General features: G+C 66.2%; 14 protein-coding genes and 2 pseudogenes. 6 read left to right on the top strand and 10 right to left on the bottom strand.

Going from position 1 to position 16,845, the window contains the following annotated elements; genetic code table 11:
* From OS124_RS24985 to OS124_RS0116435, 6 genes and pseudogenes are all read right to left on the bottom strand, one after another.
* A pseudogene (locus OS124_RS24985) lies at positions 1–974 on the bottom strand (hypothetical protein); the annotation flags it as partial.
* A 63-nt stretch (positions 975–1,037) separates the two neighbouring features.
* Complete coding sequence (gene upp, locus OS124_RS0116455; RefSeq protein WP_010140900.1) at positions 1,038–1,670, bottom strand: uracil phosphoribosyltransferase; 633 nt, start codon at positions 1,668–1,670, stop codon at positions 1,038–1,040.
* Positions 1,667–2,668: an adenosine deaminase gene (locus OS124_RS0116450; RefSeq protein ID WP_010140898.1), complete on the bottom strand. Its 1,002-nt coding sequence runs from the start codon at positions 2,666–2,668 to the stop codon at positions 1,667–1,669. Before OS124_RS0116450 ends, upp begins: the two co-directional genes overlap by 4 nt.
* Positions 2,665–3,885: a phosphopentomutase gene (locus OS124_RS0116445; protein ID WP_010140897.1), complete on the bottom strand. Its 1,221-nt coding sequence runs from the start codon at positions 3,883–3,885 to the stop codon at positions 2,665–2,667. Before OS124_RS0116445 ends, OS124_RS0116450 begins: the two co-directional genes overlap by 4 nt.
* Positions 3,882–5,189: a thymidine phosphorylase gene (locus OS124_RS0116440; RefSeq protein WP_029375510.1), complete on the bottom strand. Its 1,308-nt coding sequence runs from the start codon at positions 5,187–5,189 to the stop codon at positions 3,882–3,884. The genes OS124_RS0116445 and OS124_RS0116440 overlap by 4 nt, the downstream gene beginning before the upstream one ends.
* A gap of 1 nt (position 5,190) precedes the next feature.
* On the bottom strand, positions 5,191–5,580 hold the full coding sequence (locus OS124_RS0116435; RefSeq protein WP_010140895.1) for a cytidine deaminase: 390 nt from the start codon (positions 5,578–5,580) through the stop codon (positions 5,191–5,193).
* 187 nt (positions 5,581–5,767) lie between these two features.
* Here OS124_RS0116435 and OS124_RS0116430 point away from each other — a divergent pair, with 187 nt between their 5' ends.
* Positions 5,768–8,059 (top strand): NADP-dependent malic enzyme, encoded by a 2,292-nt coding sequence (locus OS124_RS0116430; protein WP_010140893.1) that lies wholly within the window; start codon positions 5,768–5,770, stop codon positions 8,057–8,059.
* A gap of 250 nt (positions 8,060–8,309) precedes the next feature.
* Positions 8,310–10,214 (top strand): propionyl-CoA synthetase, encoded by a 1,905-nt coding sequence (locus tag OS124_RS0116425; RefSeq protein ID WP_010140892.1) that lies wholly within the window; start codon positions 8,310–8,312, stop codon positions 10,212–10,214.
* 71 nt (positions 10,215–10,285) lie between these two features.
* Here OS124_RS0116425 and OS124_RS0116420 read toward each other — a convergent pair whose 3' ends face one another.
* The 3 genes from OS124_RS0116420 to OS124_RS0116410 form a co-directional block, all read right to left on the bottom strand.
* Entirely contained in the window at positions 10,286–10,483 is a 198-nt protein-coding gene (locus OS124_RS0116420) for a CsbD family protein (RefSeq protein ID WP_010140891.1), read from the bottom strand.
* An 83-nt stretch (positions 10,484–10,566) separates the two neighbouring features.
* Positions 10,567–11,040, bottom strand: coding sequence for a GNAT family N-acetyltransferase (locus OS124_RS0116415; protein ID WP_010140890.1), 474 nt, complete (start codon positions 11,038–11,040; stop codon positions 10,567–10,569).
* On the bottom strand, positions 11,037–11,801 hold the full coding sequence (locus OS124_RS0116410) for an NAD kinase (protein WP_010140888.1): 765 nt from the start codon (positions 11,799–11,801) through the stop codon (positions 11,037–11,039). The genes OS124_RS0116415 and OS124_RS0116410 overlap by 4 nt, the downstream gene beginning before the upstream one ends.
* Positions 11,802–12,018: 217 nt before the next feature.
* Between OS124_RS0116410 and glyA the strand changes: the two genes are divergently transcribed.
* The 4 genes and pseudogenes from glyA (at position 12,019) to OS124_RS0116390 (ending at position 15,816) form a co-directional block, all read left to right on the top strand.
* Positions 12,019–13,302 (top strand): serine hydroxymethyltransferase, encoded by a 1,284-nt coding sequence (glyA, locus tag OS124_RS0116405; RefSeq protein ID WP_010140886.1) that lies wholly within the window; start codon positions 12,019–12,021, stop codon positions 13,300–13,302.
* A gap of 67 nt (positions 13,303–13,369) precedes the next feature.
* The gene (locus OS124_RS0116400; RefSeq protein ID WP_010140885.1) at positions 13,370–14,308 is read left to right on the top strand and encodes a bifunctional riboflavin kinase/FAD synthetase; all 939 of its coding nucleotides are present in this window, start codon (positions 13,370–13,372) and stop codon (positions 14,306–14,308) included.
* A pseudogene (locus tag OS124_RS24980) lies at positions 14,305–14,779 on the top strand (YcgN family cysteine cluster protein). The gene OS124_RS0116400 and the pseudogene OS124_RS24980 overlap by 4 nt, the downstream one beginning before the upstream one ends.
* The gene (locus tag OS124_RS0116390; RefSeq protein WP_010140883.1) at positions 14,779–15,816 is read left to right on the top strand and encodes a threonine aldolase family protein; all 1,038 of its coding nucleotides are present in this window, start codon (positions 14,779–14,781) and stop codon (positions 15,814–15,816) included. The pseudogene OS124_RS24980 and the gene OS124_RS0116390 overlap by 1 nt, the downstream one beginning before the upstream one ends.
* 231 nt (positions 15,817–16,047) lie before the next feature.
* On the opposite strand, the gene OS124_RS24975 is transcribed toward OS124_RS0116390, so the two are convergent.
* Positions 16,048–16,845 (bottom strand): alpha/beta fold hydrolase (locus OS124_RS24975; protein ID WP_010140882.1); only part of this gene is annotated, 798 nt, incomplete at its 5' end.

Raw genomic sequence — 16,845 nt, 5'->3', positions numbered from 1 at the left:
CGCGCAGGGGGCCGAGACGAGGCACCCGCGCCTGCGCCGGGGTCACCGCAGCCCCCGGCTGGTACCGTCACGGGTTGCAGCCGACGCGGCACGGTGCTGGTCCAGACCTGCTCCATCGCGGCCTTGCCCTCGAAGGTCTGCACGCCGCGATGCGGGTTCAGGCGGCCATCGTCGAAGGCCGGGGCATAGCCCCTGGGCACCGAGATGCCCTTGGTGGCCAGATAGTTGTTCTCGTAGACATGGCGCGGCGCGACGCGGGTACCGGCAGGCACCTGGCCGGGCTTCACCACCGGCGCGCTGACGACAAGGCCCTGGCCGGGCCGGTAGGTCTGCGTCTGCACCGAGGGCGCCGCGTAGGCACCGGGGCCACAGTCGATCTCGTAGGGGCCGGGGCGCATGTACTGCTGGGCAATCGGCGAGAGGTTCGGACAGGCCGTCGCCCCCGTCGGACGGACCGGCGCAACGATCTGCGGCCGGGCCGCAGGCAGGGGCGTGACCGGAGCCGGCTCGGCCACGGCGACGGCAGCGGGCCGGATCACCCGGGCCAGGCGTGGCGCAGGGGCAGGCGCAGCCGCCGGCACCCTTGCCGAGGGCACCGCTGCGGGCGTCGCGGCGGCCACAGGTGCGGCGCGCGCCGGGGCCGCATTCTCGGGCTGGGCGGCGGTGATCGCCACCGCGCCTCCTGTGGCAGGGGCCGCCGGGGCGGGCGCGGTCGCCACCTGGCTGGGCTGGAAGCCGCAGACCACCTTCCGCTCGCGCGAGACGCGGGGCACCCAGGTGACATTGCCGTCGACACCGGCACGAATGTAGACGCATCCCTTGCTGTCGACATACTGCGAGCCCCGGAACGAGGTCGGCGGGATCTCGGCCGGGCCGGTATCGCGGCGCAGGCTCTGGGCCTGCACCTCAAGCGGACTGAGCCCCATGCCGAGAAGCAGGCAGGCAACCGGAAGAAGTCTTTTACACAGCGTCATCATGCCCCCCAGCATATGGCCGAATCCTGCCGCAGATGTGCCGCTGAGTAAAGCGGCCATGGCTTATTTTGTGCCGAACATGCGGTCGCCCGCATCCCCTAGACCGGGTACGATATAGCCCAGCTCGTTCAGGTGGCTATCCAGCGAGGCGGTGACGATCGGCACATCCGGGTGCGCCTCCTTCATCCGCGCCACGCCCTCGGGCGCCGCCAACAGGCAGAGGAAGCGGATGTTGGTCGCGCCGGCCTGCTTCAGCAGGTCGATCGCCGCCACCGAGGAGTTGCCCGTCGCCAGCATCGGATCGACCGCGATCACCAGGCGGTCATCGAGGTTCTCGGGCACCTTGAAGTAGTACTGCACCGGCTGCAGGGTTTCCTCGTCACGATAGAGCCCGACGAAGCCGACACGTGCGGCGGGCACCAGCTCGAGGATGCCATCCAGCAGTCCGTTGCCGGCGCGCAGGATCGAGATCAGCGCCAGCTTCTTGCCGTCCAGCACCGGAGCTTCCATCTGCTGCAGCGGCGTGGAAATGGTCTTGGTGGTCATTTCCAGGTTGCGCGTGACCTCATAGGCCAGAAGCTGGGAAATCTCGCGCAGCAGCTGACGGAACTTGGCGGTCGAGGTCTCTTCCTCGCGCATCAGGGTCAGCTTGTGCTGCACGAGGGGATGGGTGACGACGGTCAGGTGCTCGGTCATGCGCGGATCTCCAGACGTTTGGCGAGTTTCTCTTTGGTGGCGGCATCGCAGAAGGCGGCGTCCAGCGCGGTCTGCGCGATCTGGCCGAAGATCTCCTCGTCCCAGCCGAAGGCGCGGTGCAGCGCCTCGTATTCCTTCGCCATCGTGGAATGGAAGAAGGGCGGGTCGTCGGTAGAGACGGTCAGCTTCACGCCGCGTTCGCGCAGCATCTCGATGGGGTGGCATTGCGTGTTCGGATAGAGGCCAAGCGCCACGTTCGAACCCGGGCAGACCTCGAGCACGATGCCCTCTTCGGCCAGCCGGTCGACCAGCTCCAGGTCCTCGATGGCGCGCACGCCGTGGCCGATGCGGGTGACCTTCAGATCATCCAGCGCATCCTTGATCGACTGCGGCCCGCCCCATTCGCCGGCATGGGCGGTCAACTGCAGCCCCGCCTCGCGGCACATGTCGAAGGACCAGGCGAAGTCCTTGGGATTGCTGGCCTTTTCGTCGCCCGCGATGCCGAAGCCGGTGATCCAGTCGCCATGGGTCTCGGCAGCGCAGAGCGCGGTTTCCTTCGCCTTGTCGGGGCCGAAATGGCGGATGCAGGTGACCACGCCGCGCATCACGATGCCCATGTCGCGCTCGGCCTTGTCGGCGGCCTCGCGGATCGCATGCAGGTATTCTTTCCAGGCGCCGAGGTCACGGCCACCGCAGAAGTCGGGCGACAGGAAGGTCTCGGTATAGATCACGCCAGAGGCGGCACTTTCCTCAAGGACGGCCGTGGTCAGGCGGGCATAGTCCTCGGGCGTCTTCAGCACCTCGGTCGCGGCCTCGTAGACCTTGAGGAAATGCCAGAAGTCCTCGTAGGCGTAGTGGCCGCGTTCGTCGAAGATGCCGCCCAGGTCGACCTTCTTCTCGCCGGCGAGGCGGCGGATGAACTCGGGCGGGGCGGCGCCTTCGTGGTGCAGGTGCAGTTCCAGCTTCGGAAGGGCGGCGAAATCGGCAGCGTCGCTCATATCAGGCTCCTGCCCGGCCCCTGGGCCGGAACGTCGAGATGGGCTGCCACGGTAGCGGCCACATCGGTGAATTGGCAGAGGCCCAGGTTCCCCCCCGCGCCCCGTTCCGACAGACCGGCGATCAGCACCGGGACGCGTTCGCGCGTGTGATCCGAGCCGGTCCAGCTGGGGTCGTTGCCATGGTCGGCGGTGATCAGGGCCATGTCGCCCGGACGCAGCCGCGCCAGCACCTGTCCGATCCGTGCATCGAACCATTCCAGCGCGCGGGCATATCCGGCAATATCGCGCCGATGTCCATAGAGGCTGTCGAATTCGACAAAATTCGCAAAGGTGAGAGAGCCCTCTTCGGCCTCCTCCACCAGCCGGTCGAGCTGGTCCATCAGATCCGCGTCCGGCCCCTTCACCACGTCGTCGATCCCCTGCATCGAGAAGATGTCGCCGATCTTGCCGACCCCGTGCACCGTGCCGCCCGCCGCCTGCACCCAGTCACACAGACCGGGGCTTGGCAGCGCCACGGCATAGTCGCGGCGGTTTGCGGTGCGGGTGAAACTGCCGGGTGTCCCGACGAAGGGACGAGAGATCACCCGCCCCACCTTCATCTTATGCAAACTCGGGGCAAGCGCTTTGCAAAGGTCCTGAAGGCGCTGATTTCCAAAGCTTTGCTCATGCGCCGCGATCTGAAAGACCGAGTCGGCGGAGGTGTAGCAGATGGGTTTGCCCGTGCGCATGTGCTCTTCGCCCAGCTCGGCGATGATCGACGTTCCCGAGGCGTGGCAATTGCCAAGGATGCCATCCGTCCCCGCCAGCCGGCAGACCTCGGCCACGAGGTCTTCGGGGAAGGCGGGCGTGGTGTCGGGGAAATAGTGCCAGTCCCAGGGCACCGGCACGCCCGCCAGTTCCCAGTGCCCCGAGGGGGTGTCCTTGCCAGGAGAGATTTCCGAGGCGGCGGCAAAGAGCCCCGTCACCGGCGCCGCGATGCCCGGCGCGGTGGCGCCGGAGGCCAGCGTGACCGCCTCGCCCAGCCCGAGGGCGGCGAGGTTGGGCAGATGCAGCGGCCCCTTGCGGCCCTCGTCGGCGCGCCCCGCGGCGCAGGCCTCGGCGATATGGGCCAGGGTATTGGCACCACTGTCCGGGGTTTTGCCGTTGAAGAAGCGATCCGCATCCGGCGCGCCGCCGATCCCGACGGAGTCCATGACGATCAGAAATGCGCGGCTCATCCGGTGATCCTTTCCAACACGAGGGGCACGGGTTGCGGCGCACTGTCGCCCAGCGTGATCGCCGCGCGCACCTGCGCCACGGCGGCCTCGGCCGTCTCGACCCGCGCCCCGTGGACACGGGCAAGCACTTGCCCCTTCTCGACCTTCTGCCCGATCCGCACCATGTCCGAAAGGCCGACCGACGGATCGATCCGATCGCTCCCGACCTTGCGCCCGCCGCCCAGTTCGACCACGGCAAGGCCCAGTTCCTCGCCCACCATGGCGGTGACCACGCCCGCACGCGCGGCCGTCACCTCGAGGATCACATTGGCCTCGGGCAGGAAACGGCGCCAGTTTTCGACAAATTGCACCGGCCCCCCCATGAGGGCGACCATGCGCCCGAACCGCTCGGCGGCAGCGCCAGAGGTCAGCGCCTTTTCCAGCTTTTCAGCGCCCTGCGCGGTATCTTCGGACAGTCCCGCCTGCACCAGCAACCCGGCCCCCAGGGCGATCGACAGTTCTGCCAGCCGCCCGCGGGTCTGGCCGGCCAGCACCTTCATCGCCTCAACCACTTCCAGCGCATTGCCCAGCGAGGGCGCCAACGGCTGGGACATATCGGTCAGCAGCGCTTCGGTGGCGCAACCAGCCGCATTGGCGGTCGAGACCAGCGCCTGCGCAAGCGCGCGCGCGTCCCCGGCGGTCTTCATGAAGGCGCCCGAGCCGCATTTCACGTCCAGCACCAGCGCATCCAAACCGGCGGCCAGCTTCTTCGACAGGATCGAGGCGGTGATCAGGTCGAGGCTTTCGACCGTCGCCGTCACATCCCGGATCGCATAAAGCCGCCGGTCGGCGGGCGCGATGTCATGAGACGCCGCGACGATGGCGCAGCCCGCCTCGGTGGTGATCTGGCGGAAGGCGGCCTCGCCGACCTCGGTTGACAGGCCGGGGATGGCCTCCATCTTGTCCAGCGTGCCGCCGGTATGGCCCAGCCCCCGCCCCGAGATCATCGGCACGTAGCCACCGCAGGCCGCCAGCATCGGCGCCAGCACGAGGCTGACGCAGTCACCGACGCCGCCGGTCGAATGCTTGTCGATCGCCGGCCCCGGCAGATCCCAGTGCAGCACCCGCCCCGAATCGCGCATCGCCCGGGTCAGAGCCACGCGCCCCTCTTCCCCCAGTCCCTTCAGCAGCACCGCCATGGCAAAGGCCGCCGCCTGGGCGTCCGAGACGTAGCCATCGGACAAGCCCTTGGCAAACCAAGATATTTCCTCTCGCGACGGCTGACCGCCATCGCGTAACGCGGCGATGATCCGACGGGCGTCCATGTCAGCCCTTCATGTGATCGGCCGTGAACTTGCCCGGCAGCAGCTCGGCCAGGGTCATCACCAGCTTCTCACCCGAGAGCGTGTACATGGCGACCTTCACGTCGCCCTTGCCGAACTCGGCCAGCTTCTGGCGGCAGCCCCCACAGGGCGGCACCGGCGCGGTGGCATCGGCGATCACGGCAACCTCGGCGATCTCCGTCTCGCCGCCCAGGGCCATGGCGGCAATGGCCCCGGCCTCGGCGCAGGTGCCTTCCGGATAGGCGACGTTTTCCACGTTCACCCCCTGGTAGACATTGCCCGAGGGCGTGCGGATCGCCGCGCCAACCTTGAAGCGCGAGTAGGGGGCGTAAGCCTTTTCGTAAGCCTCGCTGGCAGCTTGCAGCAGATCCATCGTCATCTCCGTGATATAGGTTGCGGGCAGTCTTCCGATGCCCTGCGCGAATGGCAAGGGCTAACGCGGCGCCCTGCCCAGACACCGGGGGAAAACAGCCGGGACGCAGCCCCGTCCGAAGGCAGGGCTGGCGCCGGACGAGAAGATAGTTTAACGCCAAACTACTTTCTGGAAGGAGAGGCCAAAGATGTCCGAAAGCGGCTCCAACACCGACAAGACCAGCTTCCGCAACGCCGCGCTGGCCTACCACGAGAACCCCAAGCCCGGGAAACTGGAGGTGCGCGCCACCAAGCCGCTGGCCAATGGCCGCGACCTGTCGCTGGCCTACTCCCCCGGCGTTGCCGAAGCCTGCCTCGAGATCAGGGACGACGCCGCCAATGCCTCGCGTTACACGGCGCGCGGCAACCTGGTGGCGGTCGTCTCGAACGGCACCGCAGTGTTGGGTCTGGGCAATATCGGGGCCCTGGCCTCGAAGCCGGTGATGGAAGGAAAGGCCGTCCTTTTCAAGAAGTTCGCCGGGATCGACTGCTTCGACATCGAGGTCAATGAAAGCGACCCCGAAAAGCTGGCCGATATCGTCTGCGCGCTGGAGCCGACCTTCGGCGCGATCAACCTTGAAGACATCAAGGCCCCCGACTGTTTCATCGTCGAGAAGCTGTGCCGCGAGCGGATGAACATTCCCGTCTTCCATGACGACCAGCATGGCACGGCCATCGTCGTCGGCGCCGCCGCGACCAATGCGCTGCGCGTTGCGGGCAAGTCCTTCGAAGACATCAAGATCGTCTCCACGGGCGGCGGCGCAGCGGGCATCGCCTGCCTCAACATGCTGCTGAAACTGGGCGTGAAGCGCGAGAACGTCTGGCTCTGCGATATCCATGGCCTGGTCTACGAGGGCCGCGAAGAGGACATGAACCCGCAGAAGGCCGCCTTTGCGCAGGCCTCCGACAAGCGGACCCTGGCCGAGGTGGTCGAGGGCGCGGACATGTTCCTGGGCCTCTCCGGTCCCGGCGTCCTGAAGCCCGAACTGGTCAGCCAGATGAGCACCCGCCCGATCATCTTCGCCCTCGCCAACCCGACGCCCGAGATCATGCCGGACGAGGCCCGCAAGGTCGCCCCCGATGCGATCATCGCCACGGGCCGCAGCGATTTTCCCAATCAGGTCAACAACGTCCTCTGCTTCCCCTTCATCTTCCGCGGGGCGCTGGATGTCGGTGCGACCGTGATCAACGACGAGATGCAGATCGCCTGCATCGAAGGGATCGCGGCGCTGGCCCGGGCCACCACCTCGGCCGAGGCCGCCGCCGCCTACCAGGGCGAAAAGCTGACCTTCGGCGCCGACTACCTGATACCCAAGCCCTTCGATCCGCGCCTTTCGGGCGTCGTGTCGACCGCCGTGGCCAAGGCGGCCATGGCCTCGGGCGTGGCGACCCGCCCGCTCGAGGACGTCGCGGCCTACAAGGCGAAACTCAACGGGTCTGTCTTCAAGTCGGCACTGCTGATGCGCCCGGTCTTCGAGGCTGCCAGCACCGCCGCCCGCCGCATCGTCTTTGCCGACGGCGAGGACGAGCGCGTGCTGCGCGCCGCCCAGGCCATCCTTGAGGAAACGCCCGAGCAGCCGATCCTCATCGGCCGTCCCGAGGTGATCGCCGCGCGCTGCGAACGGGCCGGTCTGTCGATCCGTCCCGGCGAAAGCTTCCACGTGGTGAACCCCGAGAGCGACCCCCGGTATCGCGACTACTGGACGACCTACCACAAGATCATGTGTCGCAAGGGCGTCACCCCCGACCTTGCCCGCGCCATCATGCGCACCAATACCACGGCGATCGCCGCCGTCATGGTGCATCGTGGCGAGGCGGACTCGCTGATCTGCGGCACCTTCGGCGAATATCGCTGGCACCTGAAGTACATCGAGGAAATCCTCGGCCGGCCCGAGCGGCGCCCCCATGGCGCGCTCTCGCTGATGATCCTCGAGGACGGCCCGCTGTTCCTGGCCGACACCCACGTCTGGTCCGAACCCTCGGCGGAAGAGATCGCCCAGGCCGTCATCGGCGCCGCCCGCCACGTCAAGCGTTTCGGCCTCGTGCCGAAGATCGCGCTCTGCGGCCGCTCGCAGTTCGGCAACCAGGATACCGAGACCGCCCGCCGCCTGCGCGGTGCCATCGAGATCCTCGACCAGAAGCCGCGCGACTTCCTCTACGAAGGCGAAATGAACGTCGACAGTGCGCTGGACCCAGACCTGCGCGAACGCGTCTTCCCCGGCAGCCGCCTGCAGGGTCCGGCCAACGTGCTGGTTTTCGGCCAGGCGGATGCCGCCTCGGGCGTGCGCAACATTCTGAAGATGAAGGGCAATGCGCTGGAGGTCGGGCCGATCCTGATGGGCATGGGCAACTGCGCCCATATCGTCAGCCCCTCGATCACCGCGCGCGGGCTGCTGAACATGGCAGCCATCGCCGGCACCCCGGTCGCCCACTACGGCTGATCCGAATCCCTGTGCGGCGGATGCATCTTTCCGCCGCACGGATTAGCAATCGGTGCTTTGCAGAGTTTGCAAAACCCGCCGATCTTTGCCTGAAACTGCATAATCACAGCGGGTTTGCAAAAGTTTGCAGGCCCGATAGCGCTGTTTCTGCAAATCCCTCCACCTTACCCCCGCCTCGCGCGATTTCGCCGCTTGCCGCAGGCCGATGGCCTCCCCTACCCTTTTGCCCGAGGAGAAAAGGAGGAGGCTCATGAGCTACAGGGAGGTATATGCCGCCTGGCAGGCGGACCCCGAGGCATTCTGGATGCAGGCCGCCGAGGCCATCGACTGGGACCGCAAGCCAAGCAAGGCCCTGTTCGACGAGAAGGCCCCGATTTACGAGTGGTTCTCGGACGGGAGGCTCAACGCCTGCTGGAACGCGGTGGATCGCCATGTCGAGGCCGGCCGGGGCGAGCAGATCGCCCTCCAGCACGAGAGCCCGATCACCCATGCCACCAAGGGCATCACCTACGCCGACCTGCAGAGGCGCGTAGCCTCCCTGGCCGGGGCCTTGCGGATGCGCGGCGTGGAAAAGGGCGACCGGGTCATCATCTACATGCCGATGATCCCCGAGGCGATCGAGGCGATGCTGGCCTGCGCCCGGCTTGGCGCCGTGCATTCGGTGGTCTTCGGTGGCTTCGCGGCGCATGAGCTGGCGGTTCGGATCGACGATTGCCAGCCCAAGGCGATCATCGCCGCCTCCTGCGGACTGGAGCCGTCGCGCGTCGTTCACTACAAGCCGCTGCTCGATGAAGCGATCCAGATTGCCGCCCACGAACCCGAATTCTGCGTCATCTTCCAGCGCGAACAAGAGGTTGCCAAGCTTGTCGAGGGGCGCGACTTTTCCTGGCACGGGTTCCAGTACGGCGTCAAACCCGCCGAATGCGTCCCCGTCGAGGGCAATCACCCGGCCTATATCCTCTATACGTCCGGCACGACCGGCCAGCCCAAGGGCGTGGTGCGGCACACCGCCGGGCACGTGGTCGCGCTGCAATGGTCGATGAAGAACGTCTACAATATCGAGGCCGGAGACCGCTTCTGGGCCGCCTCGGATGTCGGCTGGGTCGTCGGTCACAGCTATATCTGCTACGGGCCGTTGCTGGTCGGCGCCACTTCGGTTGTCTTCGAGGGCAAGCCCGTCGGCACACCCCACCCAGGGGTCTTCTGGCGCATCATCCAGAACCAGCGGATCAAGAGCTTCTTCACCGCCCCGACTGCCCTGCGGGCGATCAAGCGCGAGGATCCCGACGGCGAATGGGTTCGGCGCTACAAGGCGCATGAGCTGCAGGCGATCTTCCTCGCCGGGGAACGCGCGGACCCGGACACTATCCAATGGGCCCAGAAGCACTTTGGCGTGCCGGTGATCGACCATTGGTGGCAGACCGAAACAGGCTGGGCCATTGCTGCCAACCCTCTGGGAATAGAGGAACTTCCGGTGAAACTCGGCAGCCCGTCGGTGCCCATGCCGGGCTATGACGTGCAGGTGCTGGGCGAAGATGGCCACCCCCTGCCGACCGGCGAACTGGGCGCCATCGCAATCAGGCTGCCCCTGCCGCCGGGTACCCTGCCAACCCTTTGGAATGCCGAAGAGCGCTACCGCAAGTCCTACCTGACCACCTTCCCGGGCTACTACGAGACCGGCGACGCGGGCATGGTGGACGAGGACGGCTATCTCTACATCATGGCGCGCACCGACGACGTGATCAACGTCGCCGGGCACCGGCTGTCGACCGGCGCGATGGAAGAGGTGCTGGCCAGCCACCCTGATGTGGCCGAATGCGCGGTGATCGGCGCCTCGGACAGGTTGAAGGGGCAGGTTCCGCTGGGTTTTCTCTGCCTCTCGTCCGGCGTAAACCGCGAACATGCAGAAATCGTGAAGGAATGCGTGGCACTTGTGCGCGACCAGATTGGCCCGGTTGCCGCCTTCAAGCAGGCGGTGGTGGTCGACCGCCTGCCCAAGACGCGCTCTGGCAAGATCCTGCGGGCGACCATGGTCAAGATCGCCGATGGTGAAGCCTACAAGATGCCCGCGACGATCGACGATCCCGCGGTCCTCGACGAGATCCGGCTGGCGCTGAAGTCCCTGGGCCTGGCGCCCGAGCCGCAGCAGGGATAAGCCACGGCTTCGAAAAGACAAAAGGAAAAGGGCGGCCCCACAGCCGCCCTTTCTCTCATTTCGGAGGGGCGTCAGTACTTCTGCTCGAAGTCCCGCACCTGCTTTTCGGCCTCGTCCTTGGCGATGCCGTAGCGCTCCTGGATCTTGCCGACCAGCTGTTCGCGGCGGCCGTTGATCACATCCACGTCGTCATCGGTCAGCTTGCCCCATTGGGCAATCGCCTCGCCTTTGACCTGCTTCCAGTTGCCTTCGATACGATCCCAGTTCATCGGGTCCTCCTTTCGGGCATGGTCGTGATACGTCGTGTATCCGACACCGGAAGAACCCCGTGGCGGCGCGGAAGTTCCCGGTCTCAAAGCGCGCGGGTCCAGATCTGCTCGTGCATCTCGAGTCCGTAGGCGGATTGCGGGCGCTGATCTGCCAGCTCGAAACCACGAGAGCGGTAGAGCGCATGGGCCGGTGCCAGCACGTCCTTGGTTTCCAGCATGATCGAAGGGTAGCCGGAGGCGCGACAGAACTGCAGGACCCGATCGACAAGCCTTCCGCCAACTCCCTGACCACGCGCAATTTTCTCGACATGAAGCAGGCGCAGCTGCGCTGCGTCTCCGGGACCGGCCATGGCCAGGACGGCGCCCAAGCGACCCTCGGGCCCCTCCGCCACCCAACCGGCCTGCCGAGGATTCTGGCGGGTGGCAAATTCCAGCGCAACCTGCAGCAACTTGGCCTCCATCCCGCGCGCCCACCCCAGTTCCCGGACATAGAGATGCGTTTGAGCCTCGACGATCCAGCCCAGGTCGCCGGGCTGCATCTCCCGAAGGGCGATCACACGAATTGCTCGCGGATCAGCCGCTCTTCCAGTCCATGACCCGGGTCGAAGAGGATGCGATGCGCCATCGAGGGGTCCGAGGCGACCTCGACCGAGAGCACACTGGAAACAGAGCGGCGGCTGTCGGCGTCAGCCATGATCGGGCGTTTCTCGGGCTCGAGCACGTCGAAGCGGATCACCGCCTCCTTCGGCAGCAATGCCCCGCGCCAGCGGCGGGGTCGGAAGGGGGCGATAGCGGTCAAGGCCAGCACGTCCGAACCGATCGGCAGGATGGGCCCATGCGCCGAGTAGTTATAGGCGGTCGAACCGGCAGGCGTGGAAATCAGCGCTCCGTCGCAGACCAGTTCGTCCATGCGCACCCGCCCGTCAACCGAGATCCGCAGCTTGGCCGCCTGTGGCCCGGCGCGCAGCAGGGAAACCTCGTTGATTGCAAGGGCTTGCTGGATCTTTCCATCCGCCCGCGTGGCCCGCATGTGCAGCGGGTTGATGACCTCTTCCTCGGCCCCCTCGAGGCGTTGAACCAAATCATCTTCGTTGAATTCATTCATCAGAAAGCCGACAGTGCCGCGATTCATGCCATAGACCGGCGCCTCCAGCGCCTGGGTCCGGTGCAGCGTCGCCAGCATGAAACCATCGCCGCCAAGCGCCACGATCACATCGGCTTCCGCTTCGGGCACCGAGCCATAGCGCTGTGACAGGCTCTTGCGGGCTGCCTGGGCGGTCTGTCCGCGACTGGCCGTAAACGCGATCCTGATGCTCATCTGCCCTTGCCTCCGCCACGCTTCGCATCCATCCGGCCCGACGGTTTCCGAAAGCGCTCATCCGGGTCCGAAACAAGCACAAATCCCCGCAGGGCACCAGCCCCGCCCCGCAAACCGCTCCTCACGCCGCTTTTCATGATCATCATGACGATTTGGGGCCTTCCGACCACGCGGGCAAAGCGCTAACTAGCCGTGAACCTGACCAAGGAGAACGCCCATGTCGGACACCGGCTTTTTCACCGAGGCCCTCGAAGCCCGCGATCCCGAGATCTTCGGTTCGATCACCAAGGAGCTGGGTCGCCAGCGCAGCGAGATCGAGCTGATCGCCTCGGAAAACATCGTCAGCCTCGCCGTGCTTCAGGCACAGGGCTCGGTCATGACCAACAAGTACGCCGAGGGCTACCCGGGCAAACGCTACTACGGCGGCTGCCAGTACGTCGACATCGCCGAGGAGCTGGCGATCGAGCGCGCGAAAGAGCTGTTTGGCTGCGGTTTCGCCAACGTTCAGCCCAACTCGGGCAGCCAGATGAACCAGGCGGTCTTCCTGGCGCTGCTGCAGCCGGGCGACACCTTCATGGGTCTCGACCTGAACTCCGGCGGACACCTGACCCACGGCAGCCCGGTGAACATGTCCGGCAAGTGGTTCAACGTCGTCTCCTACGGCGTTCGAAAGCAAGATGAATTGCTTGACATGGACGCCATCCGCGAGAGCGCGCTGGAGCACAAGCCCAAGCTGATCGTCGCCGGTGGCACCGCCTATTCCCGCGTCTGGGACTGGGCCAAGTTCCGCGAGATCGCGGATGAGGTCGGCGCCTACCTGATGGTCGACATGGCCCATATCGCGGGTCTGGTCGCCGGCGGTCAGCACCCCTCGCCCCTGCCCCACGCCCATGTCTGCACCACCACCACGCACAAGTCGCTGCGCGGTCCCCGTGGCGGCATGATCCTGACCAACGACGCGGATATCGCCAAGAAGATCAACTCGGCCGTCTTCCCCGGCCTGCAGGGTGGCCCGCTGATGCATGTGATCGCCGCCAAGGCCGTGGCCTTCGGCGAGGCGCTGCGCCCCGAGTTCAAGGACTATGCCGCGAACGTGGTGAAGAACGCCCAGGCCATGGCCGACCAGCTGATGAAGGGCGGCATCAACATCGTCTCGGGGGGCACCGACAACCACCTCTGCCTCGCAGACCTGCGCCCCAAGGGCGTGACCGGCAAGGCCGCCGAGGCCGCCCTGGGCCGGGCCCACATCACCTGCAACAAGAACGGCGTGCCGTTTGATCCGGAAAAACCCTTTGTGACCAGCGGCATCCGCCTTGGCACCCCGGCAGGCACCACCCGCGGCTTCGGCGAAGCCGAGTTCCGCCAGATCGCCGACTGGATCGTCGAAGTGGTCGACGGCCTGGCTGCCAACGGCGAAGAGGGTAACACCGAGGTCGAGGCTAAGGTGAAGGCCGAGGTCGAGGCGCTCTGCGCGAAGTTCCCGCTTTACGCCGGGATGTGATCCTGCGGCGGGGGCGTCCATGGCGGCGCCCCTTGCCACGCCCCGCCGGTGGGAGTAGGCCAAGCCCATGAAGACCGTCCGGGATTACCAGTTCGTTTCCGAAGCCGAGCGCGGCGCCGTCGTGGCGATCGGCAATTTCGATGGCATCCACCTGGGGCACCAGGCGGTGCTGGACATCGCACGCGGCGAGGCACGGCGGCTTTCCGCCCCTCTCGGGGTGATGACCTTCGAGCCGCACCCCCGCCAGTTCTTCGCCCCCGACGCCCCGCCCTTCCGCCTGACCAATGCCGCCGCCCGCGCGCATCGGCTGGAGAAGCTGGGCGTGGACGTCCTCTACGAGCTCAGCTTTACCTCCGCCCTTGCCGCCCTGACGCCCGAGGGCTTTGCCCAGGCTGTCCTGTCACGCGGGCTGGGGGTACGCCACGTGGTCGTCGGCGCGGATTTCCACTTTGGCGCCAAGCGGGCCGGAAATGTTGAGGATCTGCAAAAATTTGGCGAAAAGGAGGGCTTCAGCGTCTCCGTAGCGCAGCTTTTGGAAAGACAGGATCAGGAGATTTCCTCGACCGCGATCCGCCAGGCGCTCTCGGACGGGCTGCCGAGGGTGGCTGCGGCCATGCTCGGGCACTGGCATCGCATCGAGGGCACCGTGATCCGTGGCGACCAGCGCGGGCGCGACCTCGGGTTTCCGACGGCAAACATGGCGCTGACCGATCTGCATCGCCCGCGCTTCGGCGTCTACGCCGTTCTGGTCGACGTGCTGACCGGCCCCCATGCCGGGCGCTACCACGGCGCCGCTTCGCTGGGCCTGCGTCCGACCTTCGGTGGCGAGGTGCCCAATATCGAAACCTTCCTCTTTGATTTCCGTGGCGATCTCTATGGCGCCGAAGTGTCCGTCGGCCTGGTCGACTTCCTGCGCCCCGAAGAAAAGTACAGCGATATCAATGCCCTGATTGAGCAGATGGACCGAGATTGCGTGCAGGCCCGGACCATTCTGGAGGCCCTGTGAGCACCGGGGAGATCCCCCGCAGCGGCCTACGCGACCGCTTCTGGGAGAGCCATCCCCCTCTCCCGGATGACCCGCAAGGAGTGGGAGGCGCTCTGCGACGGATGCGGCAAGTGCTGCCTGAACAAGCTCGAGGACGAAGAGACCGGCGAGGTTGCCCTGACCCGTGTCGCCTGCCGGCTACTCGACGACAGCACCTGCCTTTGTTCGCAATATCCGATCCGCCACCAGTTCGTGCCCGAGTGCATCACGCTGCAACTGAAGAACCTCGAGAGCCACATGTACTGGATGCCGCAGACCTGCGCCTACCGGCTGCTGCATGAAGGTCAGCCGCTATATGACTGGCATCCCTTGATTTCCGGCGATCCGGAGTCGGTGCATCGGGCTGGCGTTTCGGTGCGCGGCATGACCGTGCCCGAGTTTGAGGTCGATGACGACGACTGGGAAGACCACATCATAGAGGAACCGCTCTGATGTACTTTGCATCCGACAATGCCGGCCCCGCCCACCCCAAGGTGATCGAGGCCATGAGCCGCGCCAACAGCGGCTACGCCATGCCCTATGGCAACGATCCGATCATGGAGGAGGTCCGCGCGAGGCTGCGCGAGATCTTCGAGGCGCCTGAGGCCGCGGTCTATCTCGTCGCCACCGGCACCGCCGCGAACGTGCTCGCGCTGGCGACCATGGCCGAGCCCTGGCAGACGGTCTTCTGCACGCCTGTTGCCCATATCAACGAGGATGAATGCAACGCGCCCGAGTTCTACATGGGCGCCGGCAAGCTGACTGCAGTCGGCAACAGCGACAAGCTGGATCCCGCAGAGCTGGCCGCGGCCATGGGCAACGCGGCGAAGATCGCCGTGCACTCTGCCCAGCCCGGTCCGCTGTCAATCACCCAAGTCACTGAAAAGGGACGCGTTTACACCTGCGAGGAAATTGCCGCGCTGTCTGACGTCGCGGCCCGCGCAGGTCAGCAGACTCACCTAGACGGCGCGCGTTTCGCCAATGCGCTGGTCTCGCTCGGCTGCACACCGGCCGAGATGACCTGGCGCGCGGGCGTCGACGCGGTCAGCTTCGGCGGCACCAAGAACGGCTGTGTCGGCGTCGAGGCGGTCATTTTCTTCAACCCCGAGAAGGCTTGGGAGTTCGAGTTGCGGCGCAAGCGTGGCGCGCATCTTTTCTCGAAGCACCGCTATCTCTCGGCGCAGATGCAGGCCTATCTCGACGGGGATCTCTGGCTGGAGATGGCGCGCAGCGCCAATGCCAACATGGCCCGCCTGGCCGCCGGACTGGTGGACCTGGGGGCAAGCTTCCTGCAGCCGCCACAGGCCAACCTGGTCTTCGCCTCGCTGCCCCGCGCCATGCATCGCCGCCTGAAGGAAGCCGGCGCCCTTTACTACCTGGATGGCACGCTGGACGGCGCGGACGACGAGATGCTGCAAGCCCGTTTCGTCTGCGACTGGTCTCTGCCGAGCGAGGACATCGACCGTTTCCTGGCAATCGCCCGCGGGTAGCGAATTCACCCGCAACCGAAATAGCTTGCGCGGCGAAGTTGATGTTGGCGTTTGGCCTGGCCCAGTGACGGCTGAAACCGCAGTTTCTTCGCAAGCAAAATCGCTTGCGATACGTTGCGAATGTGACAGGTGAAGATTGCCCCGCAAGCCTTTCCACTTGCCCAAAGTGCGGGAAAGTCAAATCACTTGCGCAGCGCATTGCAGCCTTCAGCCGAAAAACACCCCGCAAGATCAGCCAAAGGTTGAGTTTTCCGCCATCTCACCCGCAACACTCTCGAGAAACCCCGAGATCCGCGCCGCGACCTGCTCAGGATGGGTCAGCACGCCCATATGCGCCGCACCGGCCAGCACCTCGCGCCGGGCGAAGGGCATCTCTGCAAGCAGCGCCTCGTTGATCCGCCCGACATAGACCGGGCTGTCGCCGCCGTCCATCAGCAGGACCGGACAGCGCAGCCCTGCAAGCCGCCGTTCAGAGAGCATCCCGGCCGGATCACCGTAGTTCGTGTCGCGGATCGCATTGATCAGGGGGATCCGGCTGGCAAAGGCCTGTCGCTGCACCTCCGGCAGCGCCTCCCAGGGGCGGCCATCGCCCCATACCGACATGAAGGCCCGCGCCGCAGCCTCGTGGTCGCCGGCCTCCCAGGCCTGCTGGTAGGGCGCCAGCTCCACGTCGTGCTGCGCCTCCAGCCCGTCGAACATGCGGAAGGCGGGGGTGAAGAAGACAGGCTCGTAAAGAGCAAGCGAACGCACCAGATCCGGCCGGTCCACCGCCAGCCGCAGGGCCACCGTCGCCCCGAAGGAATGGCCCAGCACATCGACCGGACCGCCCCAGTCCTCGACCACCCTTTCGGCCATCGCGCGGGCCTGTGCCTGGAAGCTCTGGCCCGGGTCCCAGTCGGCGCTGCGGCCATGGCCCGGCAGGTCCATGGCCCGCGCCTGCACCGGAACACCGGCAACGGAAAGCGCCCGCGCCACCCCGCTCCAGGCGCCGCCATGCGCGAGGGAACAGTGCAGCATCAACACTTTGCG

The organism is Oceanicola sp. S124, from assembly GCF_000220565.1.
GTDB lineage: Bacteria > Pseudomonadota > Alphaproteobacteria > Rhodobacterales > Rhodobacteraceae > Pseudooceanicola.
This window is presented reverse-complemented; position numbering and strand designations above follow the sequence as displayed.

Bases quoted from the DNA above. Each gene is read 5' to 3' on its own strand.
- upp (WP_010140900.1), bottom strand. From the start codon at position 1,670: ATGACCGAGCACCTGACCGTCGTCACCCATCCCCTCGTGCAGCACAAG.
- OS124_RS0116450 (WP_010140898.1), bottom strand. From the start codon at position 2,668: ATGAGCGACGCTGCCGATTTCGCCGCCCTTCCGAAGCTGGAACTGCAC.
- OS124_RS0116445 (WP_010140897.1), bottom strand. From the start codon at position 3,885: ATGAGCCGCGCATTTCTGATCGTCATGGACTCCGTCGGGATCGGCGGC.
- OS124_RS0116440 (WP_029375510.1), bottom strand. From the start codon at position 5,189: ATGGACGCCCGTCGGATCATCGCCGCGTTACGCGATGGCGGTCAGCCG.
- OS124_RS0116435 (WP_010140895.1), bottom strand. From the start codon at position 5,580: ATGGATCTGCTGCAAGCTGCCAGCGAGGCTTACGAAAAGGCTTACGCC.
- OS124_RS0116430 (WP_010140893.1), top strand. From the start codon at position 5,768: ATGTCCGAAAGCGGCTCCAACACCGACAAGACCAGCTTCCGCAACGCC.
- OS124_RS0116425 (WP_010140892.1), top strand. From the start codon at position 8,310: ATGAGCTACAGGGAGGTATATGCCGCCTGGCAGGCGGACCCCGAGGCA.
- OS124_RS0116420 (WP_010140891.1), bottom strand. From the start codon at position 10,483: ATGAACTGGGATCGTATCGAAGGCAACTGGAAGCAGGTCAAAGGCGAG.
- OS124_RS0116410 (WP_010140888.1), bottom strand. From the start codon at position 11,801: ATGAGCATCAGGATCGCGTTTACGGCCAGTCGCGGACAGACCGCCCAG.
- glyA (WP_010140886.1), top strand. From the start codon at position 12,019: ATGTCGGACACCGGCTTTTTCACCGAGGCCCTCGAAGCCCGCGATCCC.
- OS124_RS0116400 (WP_010140885.1), top strand. From the start codon at position 13,370: ATGAAGACCGTCCGGGATTACCAGTTCGTTTCCGAAGCCGAGCGCGGC.
- OS124_RS0116390 (WP_010140883.1), top strand. From the start codon at position 14,779: ATGTACTTTGCATCCGACAATGCCGGCCCCGCCCACCCCAAGGTGATC.